This is a genomic window from Nocardia sp. NPDC004654 (assembly GCF_040609595.1).
In the GTDB taxonomy this organism is placed as follows: domain Bacteria; phylum Actinomycetota; class Actinomycetes; order Mycobacteriales; family Mycobacteriaceae; genus Nocardia.
In genome coordinates this window covers 1,093,063-1,113,650 of the sequence record NZ_JBEXKI010000001.1, presented here as the reverse complement: position 1 = coordinate 1,113,650, position 20,588 = coordinate 1,093,063, and the positions used below count along the sequence as shown (strand labels likewise).

Annotated in this window: 22 protein-coding genes; 6 read left to right on the top strand and 16 right to left on the bottom strand. The window is 69.0% G+C overall.

Annotated elements, in window-relative coordinates; all coding sequences use genetic code 11:
• Positions 1–6 precede the first annotated feature (6 nt).
• Entirely contained in the window at positions 7–135 is a 129-nt protein-coding gene (locus tag ABZV58_RS05145; RefSeq protein WP_354998866.1) for a hypothetical protein, read from the bottom strand.
• Positions 136–147: 12 nt separating this feature from the next.
• Positions 148–432: a glutaredoxin family protein gene (locus tag ABZV58_RS05140; RefSeq protein ID WP_354998865.1), complete on the bottom strand. Its 285-nt coding sequence runs from the start codon at positions 430–432 to the stop codon at positions 148–150.
• Between the two features lie 187 nt (positions 433–619).
• Between ABZV58_RS05140 and ABZV58_RS05135 the strand changes: the two genes are divergently transcribed.
• Positions 620–1,567, top strand: coding sequence for an HAD-IB family hydrolase (locus tag ABZV58_RS05135; RefSeq protein ID WP_354999040.1), 948 nt, complete (start codon positions 620–622; stop codon positions 1,565–1,567).
• 199 nt (positions 1,568–1,766) lie between these two features.
• On the opposite strand, the gene ABZV58_RS05130 is transcribed toward ABZV58_RS05135, so the two are convergent.
• The 9 genes from ABZV58_RS05130 to ABZV58_RS05090 form a co-directional block, all read right to left on the bottom strand.
• Complete coding sequence (locus ABZV58_RS05130) at positions 1,767–2,795, bottom strand: lysophospholipid acyltransferase family protein (RefSeq protein WP_354998864.1); 1,029 nt, start codon at positions 2,793–2,795, stop codon at positions 1,767–1,769.
• The gene (locus ABZV58_RS05125; protein ID WP_354999039.1) at positions 2,792–3,823 is read right to left on the bottom strand and encodes an NAD-dependent epimerase/dehydratase family protein; all 1,032 of its coding nucleotides are present in this window, start codon (positions 3,821–3,823) and stop codon (positions 2,792–2,794) included. Before ABZV58_RS05125 ends, ABZV58_RS05130 begins: the two co-directional genes overlap by 4 nt.
• A gap of 258 nt (positions 3,824–4,081) precedes the next feature.
• Entirely contained in the window at positions 4,082–4,183 is a 102-nt protein-coding gene (locus ABZV58_RS05120; protein WP_003402602.1) for an AURKAIP1/COX24 domain-containing protein, read from the bottom strand.
• A 244-nt stretch (positions 4,184–4,427) separates the two neighbouring features.
• Positions 4,428–4,718 carry a helix-turn-helix domain-containing protein gene (locus ABZV58_RS05115; protein WP_354999038.1) on the bottom strand — a complete coding sequence of 97 codons (291 nt, stop codon included), beginning with the start codon at positions 4,716–4,718 and terminating at the stop codon, positions 4,428–4,430.
• A 191-nt stretch (positions 4,719–4,909) separates the two neighbouring features.
• Entirely contained in the window at positions 4,910–5,731 is an 822-nt protein-coding gene (proC, locus tag ABZV58_RS05110; protein ID WP_354998863.1) for a pyrroline-5-carboxylate reductase, read from the bottom strand.
• A gap of 23 nt (positions 5,732–5,754) precedes the next feature.
• Positions 5,755–6,642 (bottom strand): thioesterase family protein, encoded by an 888-nt coding sequence (locus ABZV58_RS05105; protein WP_354998862.1) that lies wholly within the window; start codon positions 6,640–6,642, stop codon positions 5,755–5,757.
• Between the two features lie 114 nt (positions 6,643–6,756).
• Positions 6,757–7,632, bottom strand: coding sequence for a sugar phosphate isomerase/epimerase (locus ABZV58_RS05100; RefSeq protein ID WP_354999037.1), 876 nt, complete (start codon positions 7,630–7,632; stop codon positions 6,757–6,759).
• A gap of 139 nt (positions 7,633–7,771) precedes the next feature.
• Complete coding sequence (locus tag ABZV58_RS05095; RefSeq protein ID WP_354998861.1) at positions 7,772–9,388, bottom strand: hypothetical protein; 1,617 nt, start codon at positions 9,386–9,388, stop codon at positions 7,772–7,774.
• A gap of 114 nt (positions 9,389–9,502) precedes the next feature.
• Positions 9,503–10,537: a Ppx/GppA phosphatase family protein gene (locus ABZV58_RS05090; protein WP_354998860.1), complete on the bottom strand. Its 1,035-nt coding sequence runs from the start codon at positions 10,535–10,537 to the stop codon at positions 9,503–9,505.
• 65 nt (positions 10,538–10,602) lie between these two features.
• Between ABZV58_RS05090 and ABZV58_RS05085 the strand changes: the two genes are divergently transcribed.
• The 4 genes from ABZV58_RS05085 (at position 10,603) to ABZV58_RS05070 (ending at position 13,238) form a co-directional block, all read left to right on the top strand.
• The gene (locus tag ABZV58_RS05085) at positions 10,603–11,481 is read left to right on the top strand and encodes a hypothetical protein (RefSeq protein ID WP_354998859.1); all 879 of its coding nucleotides are present in this window, start codon (positions 10,603–10,605) and stop codon (positions 11,479–11,481) included.
• 141 nt (positions 11,482–11,622) lie between these two features.
• Positions 11,623–12,117: a hypothetical protein gene (locus ABZV58_RS05080; protein WP_354998858.1), complete on the top strand. Its 495-nt coding sequence runs from the start codon at positions 11,623–11,625 to the stop codon at positions 12,115–12,117.
• A 194-nt stretch (positions 12,118–12,311) separates the two neighbouring features.
• Complete coding sequence (locus ABZV58_RS05075) at positions 12,312–12,776, top strand: hypothetical protein (protein ID WP_354998857.1); 465 nt, start codon at positions 12,312–12,314, stop codon at positions 12,774–12,776.
• Positions 12,777–12,905: 129 nt separating this feature from the next.
• Positions 12,906–13,238, top strand: coding sequence for a hypothetical protein (locus tag ABZV58_RS05070; protein WP_354998856.1), 333 nt, complete (start codon positions 12,906–12,908; stop codon positions 13,236–13,238).
• Positions 13,239–13,340: 102 nt separating this feature from the next.
• On the opposite strand, the gene ABZV58_RS05065 is transcribed toward ABZV58_RS05070, so the two are convergent.
• The 3 genes from ABZV58_RS05065 to ABZV58_RS05055 form a co-directional block, all read right to left on the bottom strand.
• Positions 13,341–14,030, bottom strand: coding sequence for a response regulator transcription factor (locus ABZV58_RS05065; protein ID WP_354998855.1), 690 nt, complete (start codon positions 14,028–14,030; stop codon positions 13,341–13,343).
• Positions 14,027–15,262, bottom strand: coding sequence for an ATP-binding protein (locus ABZV58_RS05060; protein WP_354998854.1), 1,236 nt, complete (start codon positions 15,260–15,262; stop codon positions 14,027–14,029). The genes ABZV58_RS05065 and ABZV58_RS05060 overlap by 4 nt, the downstream gene beginning before the upstream one ends.
• A 259-nt stretch (positions 15,263–15,521) precedes the next feature.
• The gene (locus tag ABZV58_RS05055; RefSeq protein WP_354998853.1) at positions 15,522–15,995 is read right to left on the bottom strand and encodes a helix-turn-helix domain-containing protein; all 474 of its coding nucleotides are present in this window, start codon (positions 15,993–15,995) and stop codon (positions 15,522–15,524) included.
• Positions 15,996–16,491: 496 nt separating this feature from the next.
• Between ABZV58_RS05055 and ABZV58_RS05050 the strand changes: the two genes are divergently transcribed.
• Positions 16,492–17,151, top strand: a complete 660-nt coding sequence (locus ABZV58_RS05050) for an NAD(P)-binding domain-containing protein (RefSeq protein WP_354998852.1) — start codon at positions 16,492–16,494, stop codon at positions 17,149–17,151.
• A 286-nt stretch (positions 17,152–17,437) separates the two neighbouring features.
• Here ABZV58_RS05050 and ABZV58_RS05045 read toward each other — a convergent pair whose 3' ends face one another.
• Together ABZV58_RS05045 and ABZV58_RS05040 are read right to left on the bottom strand one after the other, a co-directional pair.
• Positions 17,438–19,489, bottom strand: coding sequence for a CocE/NonD family hydrolase (locus ABZV58_RS05045; RefSeq protein ID WP_354998851.1), 2,052 nt, complete (start codon positions 19,487–19,489; stop codon positions 17,438–17,440).
• A gap of 863 nt (positions 19,490–20,352) precedes the next feature.
• Positions 20,353–20,588, bottom strand: a 236-nt coding sequence (locus ABZV58_RS05040) for a hypothetical protein (RefSeq protein WP_354998850.1), incomplete at its 5' end; no start/stop codon positions are given.

Sequence of the window (20,588 nt, the reverse complement as noted above, 5' to 3'; positions counted from 1 at the left end):
CGGATTTCAAGGCGTCCGCAGCCTCGGCATGCGGGTCGCGTTGCCACCACCGTAACCGCTTGTGAAGCCCTGCACAAAGTCGGTGAAATTGGCCTCATTTTCCGCCGCGACCAGCGCGGCGGCCAAATCGGACACGGATCACACCGATCAGCGACCCAGATCCGCCCGCAAACGCGCCTCGTCGACGTCGAAGTAGCTGTGTTCGCGGCCGTCGAGCAGTACGACAGGAAGCCTGTCGCCGTACTCCGCGCGCAGGCCAGGGTCGGTTTCCGCGGCGATATCGACGTCGAGGGCGCCCGGTTCGATGCCGAAATCCGCGCATATCGCGCGCAACTGCTCCAGTGCCTTGGCACACAACCCGCAGCCGGCTCTGGTCAGCAAAATCACTTCGTGTTCGGACGGCGCGGCGGCGCCATCTGTGGGATTGGTCATGGCGGATATTAAATCCTCTCGCCACCGCACCCGCGGTGCGCGTGGTCTCCGGGTGACTGTCGCCGAAGCCAGTTACTGTGGACGTGGTTCGCGCGAACGGGCGGAGGTACTGGTGCCGGAACGATCGAAGGTGGAGAGGGCCGGGTTCATCGCGGGCCGGTTCGGCGAGTTCCCGGTGCGGTGGCACCTGGGCCCGCTCGGCCAGGGCCTGCAGGATCAGCTCGCCCGCATCTCCCGCAGCCCGTTCGGACCTACCGAGGAGGAGGTCCGGGCGAATCTGGCCGGTGAGGCCAGTGCCGACGCGGCGCTCTCGCTGCACGAATCGGAGCTCGCGGCGGCCGAGCCGATAGGACCGGAGGTGCCGCGCGACCTGACCGCCGCGGCGTTCTTCGACGTGGACAACACGATGGTGCAGGGCGCCTCGATCGTGCACTTCGCGCGCGGTCTGGCGGCGCGCAAGTACTTCAAGACCTCCGACCTGGTCGACGTGGCGTGGAAGCAGGTGAAGTTCCGCGTCACCGGCAAGGAGAGCAGCACCGACATGGCCTCCGGCAAGGAGAAGGCGCTCTCGTTCATCGCGGGCCGCCCGACCTCCGAGCTGGCGGCGCTCGGCGAGGAGATCTACGACGAGATCATCGCCGACAAGATCTGGCCGGGCACCAGGGCGCTCGCGCAGATGCACCTGGACGCGGGCCAGCAGGTCTGGCTGGTCACCGCGACGCCGGTGGAGCTGGCCCAGGTGATCGCCAAGCGGCTCGGCCTGACCGGCGCACTGGGCACCGTGGCGGAGAGCGTCGACGGCAAGTTCACCGGACGCCTGGTCGGCGACATCCTGCACGGACTCGGGAAGGCGCACGCGGTGCGCACGCTGGCCGTCCGCGAGGGCCTGAACCTCAAGCGCTGTACCGCGTACTCCGACAGCCACAACGACGTGCCCATGCTCTCGCTGGTCGGCACGGCGGTCGCGATCAATCCCGACTCGGACCTACGCGAGGTCGCCAAGAACCGCGGCTGGGAGATTCGCGACTTCCGCACCGGACGCAAGGCGGCCAAGATCGGCGTGCCGACGGCGCTCGCTCTGGGCGCAGCAGGTGGGGCCGTCGCGGCGGCGGTCACCAGGCGACGCGAACACTGACCGCGGCTTAGCAGACCACCACACACAACGTCGGCACCCGATCACCCCGCACGGAGCGAGCCCGACGAGCGACCGTTCGCGGCCGTCTCGCTTCCCAGCGGTCGAAGCGCATGCGACGAAGTCGCGAGTCTCGACCGCTGGGAAGCGAGACATAGAGGCCGCGAACACGCGCGCGCCAGCGCGCCAAAAACACAGCCAACTATCCCGTGAACGGGTTGCGGCGCTTGGTGAGCAGCTTGTAGAGCGTCTGCTGGATGGTCTCGCGGACCTGGTCGGTGACCTCGAACATGGTCATCGGGTCGTCGGCGGCCTCCGGCTCGTAGGACGTGGTGGCGATGGGCTTGCCGAATTCGATGTACCACTTCGAGGGCAGCGGCAGCGCGCCGAGCGGGCCGAGGTGCGGGAACGTCGGCGTCACCGGGAAGTACGGGAGTCCGAGCAGGCGGGCGAGCGGCTTGATGTCGGCCAGCTTCGGGTAGATCTCCTCGGAGCCGACGATCGAGCACGGGATGATCGGCACGCCGGTGCGCACCGCGGCCGCGACGAAACCGCCGCGCCCGAAGCGCTGCAGCTTGTAGCGGTCGGAGTACTGCTTGCCGACGCCCTTGAACCCCTCGGGGAAGACGCCCGTCAGCTCGCCGGAGCGCAGCAGGCGTTCGGCGTCCTCGCGGCAGGCCAGCGTGTGCCCGGCCTTGCGGGCCAGCACGCCGAGGAACGGCAGCTCGAAGATGAGGTCGGCGGCGAGCAGGCGCAGCGCCCGCTGCTTGGCGTGGTGGTCGTGAATGGCCAGCTGGAGCATCAGGCCGTCGAGCGGAACGGTGCCCGCGTGGTTGGCCACCACCAGCGCGCCGCCCACCTCGGGGATGTTCTCCATGCCGCTGACCTCGACGCGGAACCACAGGTCCGACAGGGGGCGCAGCGCGGGCAGGATGACCGACTCGAGCAGGTGCTCGTCGAAGCCGAACTCGTCGACCTGGTAGTCGCCGGTGACGCGGCGGCGCGCGAAGTCGGCGGTGCGGCCGATCTGCTTGCCGACCTCCTTGCGGATCAGGTCGGACAGCGACTGCGGCGTCTGCGGCACGGCCGAGGCGAGCCGATCGGTCAGTGACGTGACGCGGCTCGGCTTCGTCTCGCCCTTCGGCGCTTCGGGCCAGCGACGAGTGCTGGTGCGCTGCCTGGTTTCGATATTCAGATCATGAAGTTGGATGACTTTCGCCACGTCGTTCATTGGTGTGCTCCCGTACCGGCCCCGATGAGGCCGAGCAGTTTCTTTTCTGCGGCATCGATCCACGCCGGATCGAAGACGGGCCGCAACGCTGCGCCCCCGATGAAGTCGTCGAACGCCTGAACCGTTGTCCAGCGCGGCTCGAAACCGAGTTCGTTTCGCATCCGCGTGGTGTCCAGGCCACAGCCGAAATGGAAGTAATCGAGTTGTTCGCCGGTGAATTCCCGCATCACCGGCCCCATCAACGCGCGACCCGCGGTGCGGAACACCGTGAACGGCACCGGCAGTTCGATGCGCCCCGCTCGACGCACTGCCTGCGACAGCGCCAACGCACCATCACCCGCGACGTTGTAGGTACCACCGGGGGCCGCTTGCGCCCCGTGTGCGAGCGCGGCCACCGCATCTTCTTCGTGCAACAGCTGCATTCGAGGGTCCCGGCCGAAGACGGTCGGGGTTACCGGTGAACGGAGATACTGTACGCCGCGGCCGGCCAGTCGCGGGCCGACAATGGGCGCGAAACGCAGAATCGATGCCGCGATATCGGGGCGGCGGCGAGCGAGGCCGCGCACGAAACCCTCGATTTCGATCATGTCGCGCGCGAACCATCCGCGCGGCGGCGTGCGGGCACTCATTTCCTCGGTGAATTTCGCCGGATCCTTGGCGCTGCACCCGTAGATCGCCGAGGTCGAGCGGACCACGACGCGCCGCACCGAAGGCGACTTCTGACAGACGGCGAACAACTGCATGGCGCCGAGCACGTTGAGGTCTTTCATCACCGCGCGGCCACCGCCGGCGGGCGGCTTGGCCAATATCGCGGTGTGTACGACGGTGTCGACCTCGTGGCCGCCGATCACCTTGCGGATCAGGGGATTTCGAATGTCGCCGCGGACGAACTCGGCGCGGCCCATGCGGCGCCGTAGCTCCCGGCTCGGGGTCATGGTGTCGACGGCGAGGATACGCTCGACGGCCGGATCCTGGGCGAGCTTGGCTACCACGGCGCTGCCGAAGAAGCGGCTGGCGCCGGTCACCATCACGACTTTGGGCGTGTGCCCGTCTCTTATGTCAGATCCCACCGCAGCACCCGATCCCACCTACCAGGCCCCCATTTACGTTTTTTCGGCGGTTCCAGAGTAGCCGCTGCCGTCTGGGTCGCCGAGGGTATTAATCAGGTTCTAACGATGACTTCAGTCACCGGTTACATGAAAATATTTCAAACTGAACCGTTTCAAAAACAGAGGCCCGCCACCGGTCTGGTGACGGGCCTCATCTCGCGCCAAGGGCGCGCATGCTCACTTGCCGAGTTTGCGCCGCTGAACACGCGTGCGGCGAAGCAGCTTGCGGTGCTTCTTCTTCGACATGCGCTTGCGGCGCTTCTTGATCACAGAACCCATAGGGTGTCCTCGCGTTCTCTCTACTCGGCGCGCACGCCGTCGCGTACGCCTAGCTGATTTCGGCATCCGCGCCGCCAGCGGCCACCGGACACCACGAACTGGCGCCGCAGGCAGGCGAACACGAACCGAGGGTTCATCCTACCGGTATCCGATGGCGGCACGAGCAACGGCCCTCGCGGGCACGCACGCCGTCATTCGCGGGCTCCCGCATGCCACGCGGGGCCCGTTGGTGGTCGAAACCGCCTCAACCGGCGTCGAAGTAAGACGTCTCCAGGTAGTCGTGCACGGCCTTCGCGTGCACCCGGAACGACCGGCCGACTCGCACCGCGGGCAGCTCGCCCGAATGCACCAACCGGTAGACCGTCATCTTGGACACTCGCATCAGATTCGCCACTTCGGCGACGGTGAGGAATTGCGTACCACCGCCGAGTATCGATTGGCCCGACGATCCCGAACTGCCTTGCGCTCGGCCACCGCTACGGCCACCTGATGGGCCGGACGAACCTGGCGACGTCCCCGAGCTATTTGCAGACATCTTGTTGGAAGACATCATTGCACCATTGACCTCCGGCACGTCCGCGCCGCCGGCTTCCCCACCGGCGGAACAGACACGCACGTGCTCCTTGAAGCTTAGCGGGGCTAGTGGGATTACTGCGACGTGTGTGAGAAATCAGCTTCTGACGCCCGGTTTGCCCCAATGCGAACGCTAGATGTACGCGTTGTGTGTTATTCCGCCGACGCGCCTTGCTCGGCGGAACGCTCTTTGGCCGCGTGCAAAGCCTCGAGAAACGCCGATCGAACGCCGCCGCGCTCGAGTTCGCGCAACGCCGCCGCGGTGGTGCCAGCGGGCGAGGTGACGGCCGCGCGCAGGTCCACCGCGCTCTGGCCGGACTCGTCGAGCAGCGCGGCCGAACCGACCATCGTCTGCACCACGAGCTGGGTGGCGACGTCCCTGGTCAGGCCGAGCCCGACGCCTGCGTCGACCATGGCCTCGACGACCAGCAGGAAGTAGGCGGGGCCGGAACCGGACACGGCGGTGACCGCGTCCATCTGCGACTCGGCGACGGTCACGACCTTGCCGACCGCGCCGAGCACGTCGGTGACCAGCTCCAGCTGCTCGGGCTTGGCGTAGCGCCCCGGCGCGAGCACGCTCATGCCTTGGCCGACCAGCATCGGGGTATTCGGCATCACCCGCACCACGGGGAAGCCCGCGGGCAGCTTGGCCTCCAGCCGCGTTGTCGGCACCCCTGCGGCCAGCGAGACGAGCACCTGGTCACGGTCGCCCGCGTTCAGCTCGGCCTTGCCCAGCTCGGTCAGCACCGTGTCGACGTCACCCGGCTTGACCGCGATCACCAGCAGATCGGCGCCCACGGCCGCGTCGGCCGCCTCGCCCGTGACGCGCACGCCGAACCGGCTCGCGATCAGCTCGGCCCGATCGGCGTGCGTCTCGACGACGACCAAATCCTTGCTCGCCCTGCCGGACTCCAGCAAACCGGCGATCAACGCCTCCCCGATCCGGCCTCCACCGATCACCGCAATTCTCGTCATGGTGGTCAAGGTTAGTGGGCGCGTCAGCGGCGCTGGGGAATCAGTGCGAGTTGACGGCTCTGCGCGACCACCGCGCCGGTGCTGTCCAGGATGAGCTGATCTTCGTCGAACATGCGGCCGCCCACCTCGTGCGAGGTGGCGATGACGCGCAGCCAGCCCGGTGCGGGCCTGCGCCGCAAGTACGTGGTCATCTGCACGGTGGGGGCCCAGCCGAAGTGGCCGAGGTTCATCGGCACCGGCGGGCTCATGTCGGCCGCCATCATGGCGAAGTACATCGACACCTCGGGGTCGCGCTGATCGCCCTCGAACGGGCGCATCCACAGCCGCAGCCGCGGCTCGCCCTTCGCGCCCTCGAGGAACGGCGCCCACGACCGGTCCAGGTAGAGGTCGGCGCCCTTGGCGACGTTCACGATCTTGCCCATCGGCGAACCCTCGTAGCCCATCGCGCCGGCGGGCGGTTCGGCGGGCATGTCGCCGTGCTCGGGCGCGTAGAGCGGCTCGATGTCGTCGAGGTGGCCGAAGGTGAACGCGGTGCGCACCATGGCGCGGCCGTTCTGGGTGAGGGTCGTGTCGGCCAGGCAGATCTGGCGGCCGATCTTGCGGACGCGCACCTCGTACTCGACCTCTCCCGGCTCGGGCGCGCCGAGGAAGTCCGAGCTCGCCGCGATCGGGGCCATGTCGGCGAGCGCCGGATCGGAGGCGCGCAGCCAGCGGGTGGCGGCCGCGGCGCTCGCGGCGACCATGGTGCCGCCGTGCACCTTCGGCCCGATGGTCCAGATCTTGTCGATGACGCCCGCGTACCGGCCGAGCTCGGGGTCGGCGGAGAGCAGTTCGGTCAGCGCGCACACCTCGCCGAACGGCGCGTCGGCCGCCGTCGGCTCGACCGCGTCGGTGGTCAACTCCAGCGTCATCGTCACTCCTGTCCTGCCGCCTGCGAGCGTTCGTACAGCGTACAACCCGCGGTAGCGGCAGGGACATTCCCCGCGGGGAGGCCGATCGATATCACACCGAGCGAAGCGCTCGCGTCATGCCCGATTCGCCTGCGCCGAGGCGGGCGCGGGACTGAGCGCGACGCCGTTGAGATGCAGCCGGGCGAAGGCGAGCGTGCGGTGCAGCATCGCCGCGCGATGGGCGGTGGTGCGGGCGTTCTGGGTGTTGATCTCGGCGACGGCGTGCCCCGTGAAACCGTTGCGCACCAGCTGCGCGCAGAGCTCGACGCAGGGCTGGGTGCCGTCGCCCGGGACGAGGTGCTCGTCGTGGGCCGCGCCGCGCCCGTCGGCCAGGTGCAGGTGGGCCAGGCCCTGTCCCATCCTGGCGGCGAGGGCGAGCGGATCCGCTCCAGCGGTCGCGGTGTGCGAGAGGTCGAGGGTGTAGTGCCGGAAGCCGGTGTCGGTGGGGTCGTAGGACGGACTGAACGCGGTCAAGCCCCAACCGGGACCGCCGCGCCGCTCCAGCCGCTTCGCCGCGTTCGCGCCGCGGCCGAACAGCGTGTCCGCGCGCATCGGGAACATGTTCTCCACCGCGACGACGACCGGGCTGTGCTCCTCGAGCTCGGCGACCTGCTCGGCGAAGCCCTCCGCGTAGCGGCGCTGCCAGCGGAACGGCGGATGGACGACCACCGTGTCCGCCCCGAGCGCCTCGGCGGTGCGCACGCTGCGTTCCAGCTTGGCCACCGGGTCCGCGCCCCACACGCGTTGGGAGATCAGCAGGCACGGCGCGTGCACCGCGAGCACCGGAACGCCGTACTTGCGGGTGTAGTTCTGCACGGTCGCGATGCTCTGACTGGCGGGCTCGGCCCAGACCATCAACTCGACGCCGTCGTAACCGAGATCGGCCGCGTACCGGAAGGCCGCCTCGGTGTTCTGCGGGTAGACCGACGCGCTGGACAGCCCGACCAGAATGTCGCGGCCCGGAGGGCTCCCCGCCCCGCCCGGCGTCCCCCCGTCCGGTTGTCCGCTCTGATCAGGCGCCGGTCCCCCGACCGCGCTACCGATCCGAGTGTCGTCCGCCTGCCCGATGTTCCCCACAGCCGCTCCCTACTCAGTTCGTACTGAGAAGAAAGGCTAGCGGTCCCAGCGTGACGAAGATGCCCACTACGACGGCGATCACCGTGCTGAGGATGTCGTCGGTCCGGCGCAGAATCCGCACCAGGGCCACCAGGCCGAGGATCACGATCATCGCCAGCGCCAGCGCCACCCAGGGGAGCATCTCCCACATTCGCTCGAAACCCTTGAACAGCAACATTCCGGCGACTGCCGCGCCCGCGCTCTGGCCGCCGAGGATCATCCACTGCTTGCGGTTGGCGTCGTACTCCGCCTTGCGCGCGGCGCGGGAGCGGCGCTGTGCCGGACGCGCGGCGGGCTTCCGCTGCGGCTCCGGTGCGTCGTCCTCGTCCTCGTCGTCTTCGAGCAGGAACGGGTCGTGCACATCGGTGAAGCCCTCGTCGACCTCGACCTGGGCGCGGCCGCCGCGCGACCGACCGCGACCGCCCGCGCGCTCGGCGCGCTCGACACCGTCGCGTAGCAGGTCGCCCGCCACCGTGGAGCCGGAGAGCAGCTGCTGATCCTGGCTGGCCAGCGACCACGCGGCGGTCGGGATGCCGCCCGACTCCGGCTCGGAGACGGACTTCTCCGGCTCCGGCTTGTGCCTCCTCGCCGACCACGCGGGCACCGCACCCTCGGCACGAGCTCGCAGCGTCTCGGACCGGGAGGATCTTCGCTGCTCCTCCCGCGGCTCCTGGCTCGGCGCGCGGCCGGACGGCTTGGCGCGTTCCGGCAGCGGAGAGAGCGGCAAGGGCGCGGAATCAGGGGCGAAATCGTTCGACGGCGGCGCCCACGCCGCGGTCGAGGGGCCTGCCTCGTCGGCCTCCGCCGCCCTTCGGCGCGCGGCCCGGCCACCGCGGCCCCGCTCCTGCCGGTCCGAGCCGCGCGGCTCTTCCGGGTGCCCGTTGCGGGGGATGTCGAAATCGACCGGATCGCGCAGCGGCGGGCCGACCACCATGGTGACGTCGTCGTCCGGGTCCGGCTTGCGCCTGCGGCCGCCGCGACCGCTACGCGGCGCCTCCGACAGCTGATCGGCGTAGGAAGCCGCGGATTCCGTCTGGTCCGGCGCGCTGTGCCGGGAGCCGGAGGACATGTCGCGTCCCGGCATCACCAGGTTGGAGCGCCCGGGCGGCGGATCCGAGTACGACGGCGTCGCCGGGTAGGGCGTCGGCTCGGGATAGGACGTCGATTCCCGGAACGGCGCCAGCGGGTCGTAGCGGGTGATCGGGCCCGACATCGGCGAGTGGCTCGGCAGCTCCGCGACGGGGTCCGGGGCGGTGTACGAAACCGGCTCGGGCGCAACCGGTTCGAATGCGGCGGGCTCGTAAGCTGCCGGTTCGTACGAGGACGGCTCGAAAGACGGTGGCTCGAACGATGTCGGCGCGTAGGCAGCGGGCTCGTACGACGGCGGCGCTTCGGCGACCTCGTCGTCGGGCGCGGCGTGCGCGGAGTGGCTGCCGCCATCCCGGATGACCGGCAGATCTCCCGTCAGCTCGGCGACGGAAATGCCGCGGCCACCGCGTCTGCGGCGACCGCCGCCGGAGGACGACGCGCCCTGCTGCCCGTTGCGGGCCAGCAGCTCGGCAACGGATAGCTGCTTGGACTCATCACTCATGCCCGCGCCTCGCTGACACTCGGCTCCGGCATGCGCGATGCACGCTGGCACATGATTCGCTCACTGCGTTCGCTCATGCCTGCGCCTCGCTGACGCTCGGCTCACTGCGTTCGTTCATGACGACACCGTTTCGACCGGACCGGAAAGCCCCGCCCCACCGTCGGACGCCGGCTTGCCTGGTTCGGCCGCCGGTCCCGTCAGCAACGACGCTCTGGGTCCACCGTTCATATCGGTATCCAGTTTGCGCAGGATCAGTCCTTCCCGCAGCGCCCACGGACAAATCTCGAGCGTATCCAGCGATAGTGCCCGCATACTCGCCTCCGCGACCAATGCGCCAGCCACCAGTTGCTGTGACCGATCGGAACTTACGCCTTCCAATTCTGCACGGTCCGACGCCGTCATCCGCGAGATGAACGCGATCAGCTGGCGCAGGCCCGAGCTGGTGAGTGTACGGCGCACCCGCGTGCCCGCCGCCGACGGTGCGGCTCCGGTCAACCGCGCGAGCGATCGGAAGGTCTTCGACGTACCGACGGCGAGGTCGGGCTTACCCACGTCGATCAGCTGTTTGGCGGGGGCGACGAGTTCGGCGTCGAGCCAGTCGCGCAACACCGCGACCCGGCGCTTGCCCGGCGGGTCCTCGCGCAGCCACTCCCTGGTGAGCCGGCCCGCCCCGAGTTGCAGTGACAGCGCGACATCGGGCTCCTCGTCGCCGCCGTTGCTCATCTCCAGCGAGCCGCCGCCGATATCGAGGTTGAGGATGCGGCCCGCGCTCCAGCCGTACCAGCGGCGCACCGCGAGGAAGGTCAGCCGGGCCTCGTCGACGCCGGTGAGCACCTGCAGATCGACGCCGGTCTCGGCGCGCACCCTGGCGAGCACCTGTTCGGAGTTGGTGGCCTCGCGCAGCGCGGAGGTGGCGAACGGCATCAGCTCGACGCAGCGGGAAGTCTCGGCGATATTGGCGAATTCGGCCACTGTCTTGATGAGTCGCTCGGCGCCCTGGACGGTGATCCGCCCCTCTTCGTCCAGGTTCTCCGACAGCCGGAGCGTGGCCTTCGTCGAGCTCATCGGCATCGGGTGGCCACCCCGGTGGGCGTCCACCACGAGCAGGTGAACGGTATTGCTTCCGACGTCGAGTACCCCAAGCCGCACATGAACACGGTACTGGGTCGACCACCACTTCAGGCCAGGCGATCGAACTGTTAGCGTCTGCAGATGTGACGGTAGGCGCAGCGGCGAACAGCCGAACCCGGCCCCGACCAGCGGCGAAGATCGACCCGGCACCCGAGGTCGATCTGGACTTTCCGCGCGAATGGATCGAGTTCGTGGATCCAGCAAATGACGAGCACCTGATCGTGGCCGACCTCACCTGGCTGCTGTCCCGGTGGACCTGCGTCTTCGGCACGCCCGCCTGCCAAGGCATCATCGCCGATCGCCCGGACGACGGCTGCTGTTCACACGGCGCTTTCCTCTCCGACGAGGACGACCAGGAGCGCTTGCGCAACGCTGTGAGAATGCTCACACCGGCCGACTGGCAGCTGATGGGCGAGGCCCAGAACGCCAAGGGCAAGATCACCAAGAAGGGCTATCTCGAACTCGACGAGCTCGAGGACGAACCCGCCCTGCGCACCCGCCGCTTCGAGGGCGCGTGCATCTTCCTGAACCGGCCCGGCTTCGCGGGCGGCGTCGGCTGCGCGCTGCACACGATGGCGCTGCGCCGCGGTATGGAGCCGCACACGGTGAAGCCGGATGTGTGCTGGCAGTTGCCGATTCGGCGCACCCAGGAGTGGGTGGACCGGCCCGACGGCGTGCAGATCCTGCGCACTGTGATCACCGAGTACGACCGGCGCGGTTGGGGTCCAGGCGGACTCGATCTCGATTGGTACTGCTCGGGTTCGCCGGACGCGCACGTCGGCGCGCGGCCGGTCTGGCAGTCCTACGCGCCCGAGCTGAAGGAACTGCTCGGCGAACCGGCCTACGAGGAACTGGCCAGGCACTGCAAGCGCCGCGAAGGGCTGGGGTTGATCGCGGTGCATCCCGCGACGGTGCACGCGCAGCGCAATGCGGAGCAGTCGGCGCACGGCGCGGCAGAGTAGAGCCGGGCTGGGCGCGGCACAGCGCGAGAGAGATAACCCCTAGCGGACGCTTGTCCAGTTTTGCGAAACGTCCACATTTCACACATTCGGTCGCTTACTGTGCGGAGGCCCACATCCAGTGGGCAGCACAGGGAGCACACCATGAGTTACACCACCTCCGCCCTGGTCGGACGCCGGATCGGCGCCGGGCTCGCGGGTTTCGCCGCGGCCACGGCCGTCGCCGTCTTCGCGGCGCCGCAGGCCCACGCCACCGTCGACTCGATCACCGTCTCGGGCGCCGACCACACCATCAACACCACCTACACGCTGCGCGCCAAGCTGAGCGGCGCGGGCATCGGGCTGCTCGTCTACTGGTCGGACAATGGCGACGACATCTCGGGGCCGAAGGTACCGTGGCCCGTCGGCGAGTCCTCCGCGAGCTGGACGCCGACGACCCCGGGACAGCACCTCATCACCGCGTCACAAGGTGGTAGCACCAAGACGATCGTCGTCCAGGTGAAGGACCCGAATGATCCCGGAGATCCGGGCGACCCCGGAGATCCTGGCAATCCCGGCGATCCGGGCGGCGGCACCGGCAGCGCAGGAACGGGCAGCGCGGGCAAGCTGCTCGGCAGCCTGTTCGGCAACGGGAGCTAGGCGTACCTCCGCCTTCGCTCCGGCCGTGCGCGGCCCGCGTCCGGCTATGCCCATCAGGCACAACTCGCAGGCGCCGTCGGAAAAGTCCGCGCCGCACGATATTTCGACTCGGCGAACTCGAGCCGAAATCTGAAACATCTCCGCTTCAAAGAGTAGGGTCCAGTCGATCGCATGGTCGGCACAGGAGGAGCACCATGACATCAACAAGCAGCATCCGGCGCGGGGCGGGCGTCGGACTCACGGCATTCGCGGCCGCCACCGCCGTCGCCGTCCTGACCGCGCCCTCGGCATACGCGGCCGTGCAGTCGGTCTCCGTCGACGGCAGCAACCACAAGGTCGGCAGCACGTACACGATCACCGCCGACGTCGGCGGCGCCTCCGGCGGTCTGCTCGTCTACTTCAGCGACAACGGCGAATTCATCGGCGGCCCCAAGGTGCCGTGGCCGCCGGGCACCGCGACCATCGAATGGAAGCCGAGCACGCCGGGCGAGCACATCATCACCGTCGAACAGGGCGGCAGCACGAAGTCGATCATGGTCGAGGTGTCCAAGGCGAGCAGCGGCGGCACCGGCAGCTCGGGCAGCGCATCCGGCAGCGGGACCGGCAGTGCGGGACGTTTGCTCGGCGGGCTGCTCGGCGGCCTGTTCGGCAGCAGCTGACGCGCGCGGTGTGCGGGTCGTCACTCGGCGACCCGCACAGCGGCCGACCAGCTCGGGTGCGCCGAACGCACCCGGCAGGTCATCTGCTCGCCATGCGGGCGTCACCAGTTTCGGGTTTGATCTCGGGTCATGAAGAAAGCGCTCACCCTCGCAACACTCGTCATCGGCGCGACCCTCTCCATGGCAGGCGGCGCGCACGCAGAGCCGGACGCGGATCCGACCAAGTTCGCGGACTTCACCGCCACCTTCGTGCCCGCGACCGATCCGGCCGCGGTGAACGCCGCCAAAGAGGGCAAGAACGTCATCATGAGCCCCTACGGCGTCAGCCGCACCATCGCCTGCCGCGGCAACGGCACCACCGTGCCGCTCTACGACTGCATGCAGGAAGACGACCTCGGCTGGATCACGTTGCGCAAGACCGATGTTCCCGCCATCGGCCCGACCTGGGTCTATTTCCCCTAAGGGGAGTCCGCCGGGGGCCGCTCACGTACCTACGACGAACGGGCCCCGGTTCCGCGCTCGGGGTGAGGAGGCGGAACCGGGGCTCGTTGTCTGTTCGGTCGACTACGCCTCGAGCTTGTAACCGAGGCCGCGCACGGTCACCAGGTGCTCGGGCTTGGCCGGATCGGCCTCGATCTTGGAGCGCAGCCGCTTGACGTGCACGTCGAGGGTTTTGGTGTCGCCGACGTAGTCGGCGCCCCAGACCCGGTCGATCAGCTGGCCGCGGGTCAGCACCCGGCCGGAGTTGCGCAGCAGGTACTCGAGCAGATCGAATTCCTTGAGCGGCAACGTCACCGGCTTGCCGTTGACCATCACGGTGTGGCGGTCGACGTCCATCCGCACCGGACCGGCCTCCAGCACGCCGTTCTCGCTGCCGCCCTCCATCTCCTCACCCGCGCCGCGGCGCAGCACCGCGCGGATGCGCGCGATGAGCTCACGCGAGGAGTACGGCTTGGTGACGTAGTCGTCGGCGCCGAGTTCCAGACCGACCACCTTGTCGATCTCGCTGTCTCGCGCGGTCACCATGATGACCGGCACGCCGCTGCGGGTGCGCAGCTGCTTGCACACATCGGTGCCGCTCATGCCGGGCAACATCAGGTCCAGCAGGACGATGTCGGCGCCGGAACGGTCGAATTCGGCGAGCGCGGAGGGTCCATCGCCCACCACGGTGACCTCGAAGCCCTCCTTGCGCAGCAGGAACGCGAGCGGATCGGCCAGCGACTCCTCATCCTCGACGATAAGAACACTCGTCATCTGCGTGCCTCCACACCATTGGGTCTGCCCGGCCCCTGGGGACGCGGGCCGGTTTCCTTCGTGCTCACCGTGGGACTCTCGGCTTCTTCCTCGCCGTCGGTCTCGAGGTGGGCGGGTATTCGCAAGGTGAACGTCGATCCGGTGCCCAGTTTGCTCCACAGGGTGATCTCACCGTTGTGGTTGGCCGCCACGTGCTTGACGATAGCGAGCCCGAGCCCGGTACCACCGGTGGCGCGCGAGCGCGCCTTGTCGGAACGGAAGAACCGCTCGAACACCCGCTCCTGGTCTTCTTTCGGGATGCCGATGCCACGGTCGGTGACCGCCATGGCGACATGATCGCCGCGCAGCGAACGGCTCACCGAGACGTGGGAGCCGGTCGGCGAGTAGGCGATCGCGTTCTCCACCAGGTTGGACAGTGCGGTGACGAGCAATGTCTCGTCGCCGAGGACCTCGAGTCCGCTCGGCCGGTCGGTGCTGACGGTGATGCCCGCCGCCTCGGCCGCGGTGCGGGAGCGGTCCACCGCCTGCATGACGACCGTGTCGACGTCGACGACCTCGAGCTCGGGCAGCTTCTCCGCGCCCTGCAGGCGGGAGAGCGCGATCAGTTCGGTCACCATCTTGCCGAGGCGGCGGGATTCGCCGAGCACGCGCTCGCCGAAGTGGCGCACGGCCTCGGGATCGTCGGCCGATTCCAGCAGCGCCTCGGCGAGCAGGCTCATCGCGCCGACGGGGGTCTTGAGCTCGTGGCTCACGTTCGCGACGAAGTCGCGGCGGGTGGCCTCCATGCGGGCCTGCTCGGAATCGTCGTCGGCGAACAGCACCGTGAAGCCGGTCTCCTCCGGCGAGAGCGGCCGCGCGACGCCGCGCACGGCGATCCTGCTGCGGCCGGGCATGGGGTTCTTCGCGGTCAGGTCGAATTCCGCGGACTCGCTGGTGTTGAGCACCTTCTCCACGGCCGCCCAGGCGCGTTCGTCGAGCAGGCGGTTGCGGACCAGGCCGAGCTCCTCGGCGCGCGGGTTCACGAGCACCACGTCGCGGTACTGGTCGACCACCGCGATGCCGCTCTCGGAGGCGAGCACGATCAGGTCGAGCACCTGCGACATGGTCAGTCCGGAATCGGCCTGTCTTCGGGCGGCCTGGCGGGCGTTCACGTACGGAATGAGCAGCCCGCCGACTGCCAGGCCGACGACAGCCGCGAGGACTGCCAACAACACGGCCTGCGGAACACTCACACTTGAATCGTACGGTCGCCGACCGACTGACCAACGCCGGGTACACGAAGTTTCACGCAGGTCATGGGGCCTTCCAGGGCCGTTAGCCGTGTGTTTACGCGTTGTTCGGACTCGAGGGTGCCGAGGAGGGGCGACGCCGGGAAGATCGACTTCGAAGTGTTGCCGTCAGCCTCGCGAAGATCGACTTTCGGCGGCGCTGAGTGCCCGTCGAAATCGGCTCGGGTCGCCGAGATCGATCGGGAAAGACTGGGCCGCACGGTCAATCCGCATCTCCCGCGAGCGCCGCGTTCACCGCGCGCCCGTGCTTGTCGACCCACTCCCCCAGCGCGTAGATCGGCCCGAGCAGATCGCGGCCCGCTTCGGTGAGTTCGTACTCGACCCGCGGCGGCGCCTCGGCGTAGCGGCGGCGGTGCACGAGGGTGAGCTGTTCCATGCGGCGCAGCGTTTGGGTCAGCATCTTCTGGCTGATCCCGCCGATCGCGGTGCGCAGCTCGCCGGGACGCATCGGCCCGTCCCGCAGCATGTAGACGATCACCGGCAGCCAGGAGTTACCGAACAGGTCGACGCCCATGCGGGCGGGGCAGTCGGATTCGTAGTCGCCGTAGGGCGGGTAGGTGACGAGATCGGGGACTTGCCGTGGCGAACCGTAGGATGCCTGGGTCAGGGCGGGCGCGTGCAGTTGGGTGACCGGAGTAGGGGCGTGCCGGGGCGAGCTGTCGGATACGCGAGTCAAGGTAGGCACCGGCAGCTGGGTGACCGGGGTAGGGGCATACCGGGACGAGCTGTCGGATGCCCGGGTCAGGGTAGGCGCGTCCGCGTGGGCGACCAGGGGGTCTTGCTGCGACGAGCCGTGGGATACGCGAGTCGGTGCGGGTGCGTGCGGTGGAGAGACCGGAGTGGGGGCATAGCGGGGCGAGCTGTGAGGCGGGCGGGGCGGCGCGTCCTGCTGGGCCATCGCGGCCGAGTCTCCTTGTGGTGAGCCATAGGTCGCGCGTGGCAGCGCGTCCGGCTGAGAGTCCTGGGTCGGGGCTTGTCGCGAGCCGGGCGACGGGCAGGTCGGCGCGGGCGCGTCCGGGTGGGGTGGCAGAGGCCGCGAGGCAGCGAGCCGGTGTTTGCCGAAGAGGCGTGGGACGCGGGCATGGGTTCAGCATGGCATCGGCGTTGGGCACCCGGAGGTGCCTATCGAATTCCCTAGCGTCGGAAGCACATTCGACAGTGAGGAGTTGGACATGCGGATCGGGATCATCGGGGCGGGTGCGATGGCACGGGCCTTGGGCGGTGGTTGGGCCGCGGCGGGGCACGAGGTCTGCTTCGGCGCGCGGCGGGGTGCGGCGGCGGCCGAAGTCGCTGCTGCCGTCGGGTATGGCGCGCGGGGCGGAAGCATCGAGGAGGCGGCCGGGTTCGGTGACGTGGTGTTGCTGGCGGTGCCGGTCGAGGCGTTGGACGACATCTTGCGGGGGACGCCTGGGCTCGACGGGCGCGTACTCGTCGACTGCACCAATGCGTTCGAGCCCGATGCGGCGTCCGACGGGACGGAGAACTTCGTGCTCGGGGAAGACGCGGTGGCCGAGCGGATTGCCGGAACCGTTCCTGGCGCCCGGGTGGTGAAGGGGTTCAACCTGTGTGCGGCCGAGGTGTGGGCGGCGGAGATACGCGAGTTCGAGGGCGCGACGTTGTCGGTGCCTCTGTGCGGCGATGATCCGGCTGCTGTGCGTCTCGTCGCGGAGTTGGCCGAGGATTTGAAGCTGCGACCGTTCCTCGCGGGTGGATTGCATCGGGCTCGGTATCTGGAAGCGGCTTCGGTTCTGGCGGTGGGGCTTTGGTTCGGGGGGTATGACGCTCGTGCGATGTTGCCGCCGTTGGCTGGGGCGTTCGCTACGCGGGATTGATGGAGGTTGTCCGGTTGGGCGGGTTCGCCGGTTTGGTTGGTGCGTTCTGGAGTGGGCGGCCACGGACCGTGAGCCTGTCAAGGGGGCTACGCAATCGACGGTAGTCAAGAGGTGGCTGTTGAAGATCAACTTGCCACCATTTGACCACCGTCGATTGGGCCCAACCACCATTTCTCTATCGACGGGAGAGAAATGGTGGTTCGGGCTGACCGGCAAGGGGTTCCGGTGCCGGATGCGAGGGGGTCGCCGAGCCTCTTGAGCGAGAACGGGTGTCAGAGGACCGGATTCACCAGCCGTGGTTGCCGCGGACCGGGATGTTGACGAAGCTCGGCCGCGCCGGGTCCAGCTGGACGTGCTGCGGCTTCAGTTCCGTGTCGAGCAGCATCGGCAGGACGGGCAGTCCCTTCGGGAAGTTGCTCGCGAACACGTCCACCCGCAGGCGGTGGCCGGGTTGCAGGATCGCCTCGGTGGCGCTGAGCGTGATGTCCAGCGTGGTGGCCTCGCCGGGCACCGTCGGCTGCCGCTTCTCCAGCGAGGTGTAGGGGCGCGGGTCGGTGTAGTCGCCGTTGGCCGAACGGCTGCTGTTCGCCTCGTCGATCTCGCGCAGCGAGGCCATCAGCTGACCGGAGGTGAGCACCGTCGACTGGCCGTCGGGCGCCACGTCGTTGACGGTCACCGTCCAGTAGCCGTCGGCCGCGTCCTGAACGGTGTTGAGCCGCACCGCGATCGGGCCGGAGATGGTGGTCGCCTCGGCCACCGGCGCGCTGGTGAAGGTGAGCGCGTTCAGCTCGGCTACCCGCGAGTCCTTGGCACAGCCGTCGATGATCGACAGCACGCCCGCGCTGCCCTGCGCCGCGTCGTTGGAGCACAGGGTGGTCAGGCCGGGCGCGACGGTCAGCCGCGCGGTGTCGGCGTTCGCTTCAGCGGTGAGCGAGCCGTCGTAGACGCTCTGGGCCGTGCCGCTGGGCGCCGCGGACAAGTACATGCGGCGGTGCCGCGCGGCAGCCTCGCCGACGGCCGAATCGCCGAAGCCGTTCTGGGTGACCCAGCCGCCGCCCTGCTGGCGCAGGGTGACCGGACCGTAGCTGTCGACGCCGTTGTCGATTCCCTTGAGCCACTTGTCGAACCACGCACGCTGCAACACGTCGAGCCGCGGCGGCAGGCCCGGCTTGCCGTACTCGTTGCCGGAGTTCACGTGGTAGGTGTTGCCCATCAGCAGCTGCTTCTGGCCCGCGGGCAGCGGAATCTGGTTGTAGATCTTGGATTCCGAGTAGGTGAACAAATCGTGCCAGCCGCCGACGACGAAGGTCGGCACCCGGATCTGCGTGGGATCGCTGACGTAGTCGCCGCGTTCGGGGCTGCTGTGTGTGAGCAGGTCGAGCAGGCGCGGGTCCGCGTCCTCGAAACGCGTCGCGGTGTAGGCGTTCAGGAACACGTCCATGAAGGTGAGCGGGGAGGCGGCGCGATCGTTGAGCCACTCCCAGTCGAACTTGCCGTTCACGATGGACTGCACGTCCGGCACCCACTTGAGGGTGTTGATCGCGGTGAGCCACAGCGGGATGAAGTTGAAGCCGAAGCCGCCGCCGGGAGCGAGAACGTCGTTGACCAGGTCGCTGCCCGGCACCACCGGGAAGATCGCCTTCAGCGCGGGCGGCTGCTTGGACGCGGCCTGCACCTGGTTGATGCCCGAGTAGGAGATGCCGTTCATGCCGATCTTGCCGTCCGACCACGGCTGACGCGAAGCCCAGTCGATCACCTCGAGGGTGTCCTGCTGCTCCCGGGAGCGGAGCATGTCCCATTCGCCCTGCGAGAAGCCGGTGCCGCGCACGTCGACGACGACCTGCGAGTACCCGCTCTTGATCAGCTGCCGGTCCACGGTGAAGTTGCGCAGCTCGCCGCCACCGAAGGCCTTGGTGAGATCGGTGACTCCGGAGAGCGGGGTGCCGCTGAAATCGATCTGCCGGAACAGGTTCAGCAGCGCTTCGGACAGCACCGGAACGGACTGCGCGTGATCGGCGAGGTTCGACACCAGCTTGGTGTAGGGCGTCATGTTGACGATGGTCGGCGTCGGCGCGTCGATCGGGCGGCCGGAGGCGTCGGCGGGCCGGTAGACGTTGCCCTTCAGCACCGTGCCGTCGCTCATGGTGATCGGCACATCCCACTCGATGTGCACGTTCGGGTACTGCTGGACGCCGTCCTCGGTGGCGACCCACGCCGCTCCGGCCGCGCCGCCGTCGGGACCCGTGGCGACAGGTGCGGCGGTCGCACCGGTGGTGAGGAATGGAACGAGCACGGCGGCGGCGAGCGCCGCGACTGTGGCCCGTAGCGCGTACTTCATCGGACGTGATCCACCTCTCGGACTGTCGAACGTCCGGAAGCATACACAACTTACCAGTCGGTAAGTACCCCCGGATTCGCGAAGTTCGTCTGGAATACCCATTCACATATGCTTGACGGCTCGCAATAACCGCTGAATATGGAGATCTTCGCGGGATCCGAGCGCCAGAACGAAGGTTTACCGTATCGACCGCGCCGAGACCCGTGTACACGCCGGAATGCAGGCCAAAATCGGGCGGATTCGCGAGTTCCGCAGCCGGATCGCGCCGGGCGGTGTTCTCCGGCGTGGGGGCGAGTGGGTCGACGCCCTCGGCCCGAGGCGGCCCGGCAGCCCGACGGCCCAGCGGCCCAGCGGCCCAGCAGCCCGACGGCCCAGCGGCCCAGCAGCCCAGCGGCGCAGCCGGATCGCGTCGGACGGCGCTCCTCGGCGCACGAGAGCCCGAGTGGCCAACGCCACCAGCTCGGGGCGGTCCCGCAGTCCCGCGGCCCCGCAGCCGCGCAGCCCCGCGGCCCAGCGGCGCGGCGGTCCAGCAACTCGAAGGCTCCGCAGCCAGGCAGTTCAACAGCCCAGCGGCCCGACGGCGCAGCAGCCCAGCAGCCCAGCAGCCCGACGGCGCAGCAGCCCAGCAGCCCAGCAGCCCGACGGCGCGGCAGGTCAGCGGCGCAGCCGGATCGCGTCGGACGGCGCTCCTCGGCGCACGAGAGCCCGAATGGCCAACGCCACCAGCTCGGGGCGGTCCCGCAGTCCCGCGGCCGCGCAGCCGCGCAGCCTCGCAGCCCGCGGCCCAGCGGCGCGGCGGCCCAGCAACTCGAAAGCTCCGCGGCCGCAGTTCAACCAGCCCAGCGGTCCAGCGGCGCGGCAGGTCAGCAGCGCAGCCGGATCGCCTCGGACGGCGCTCCTCGGCACACGAGAGCCCGAATGGCCAACGCCACCAGCTCGGGGCGGCCCCGCAGTCCCGCGGCCCCGTAGCCGTGCAGCCCAGCGGCGCAGCGGCGCAGCGGCGCAGCGGCCCAGCGGCCCAGCGGCCCAGCGGCCCAGCGGCCCAGCGGCCCAGCGGCCCAGCGGCCCAGCGGCCCAGCGGCCCAGCGGCCCAGCGGCC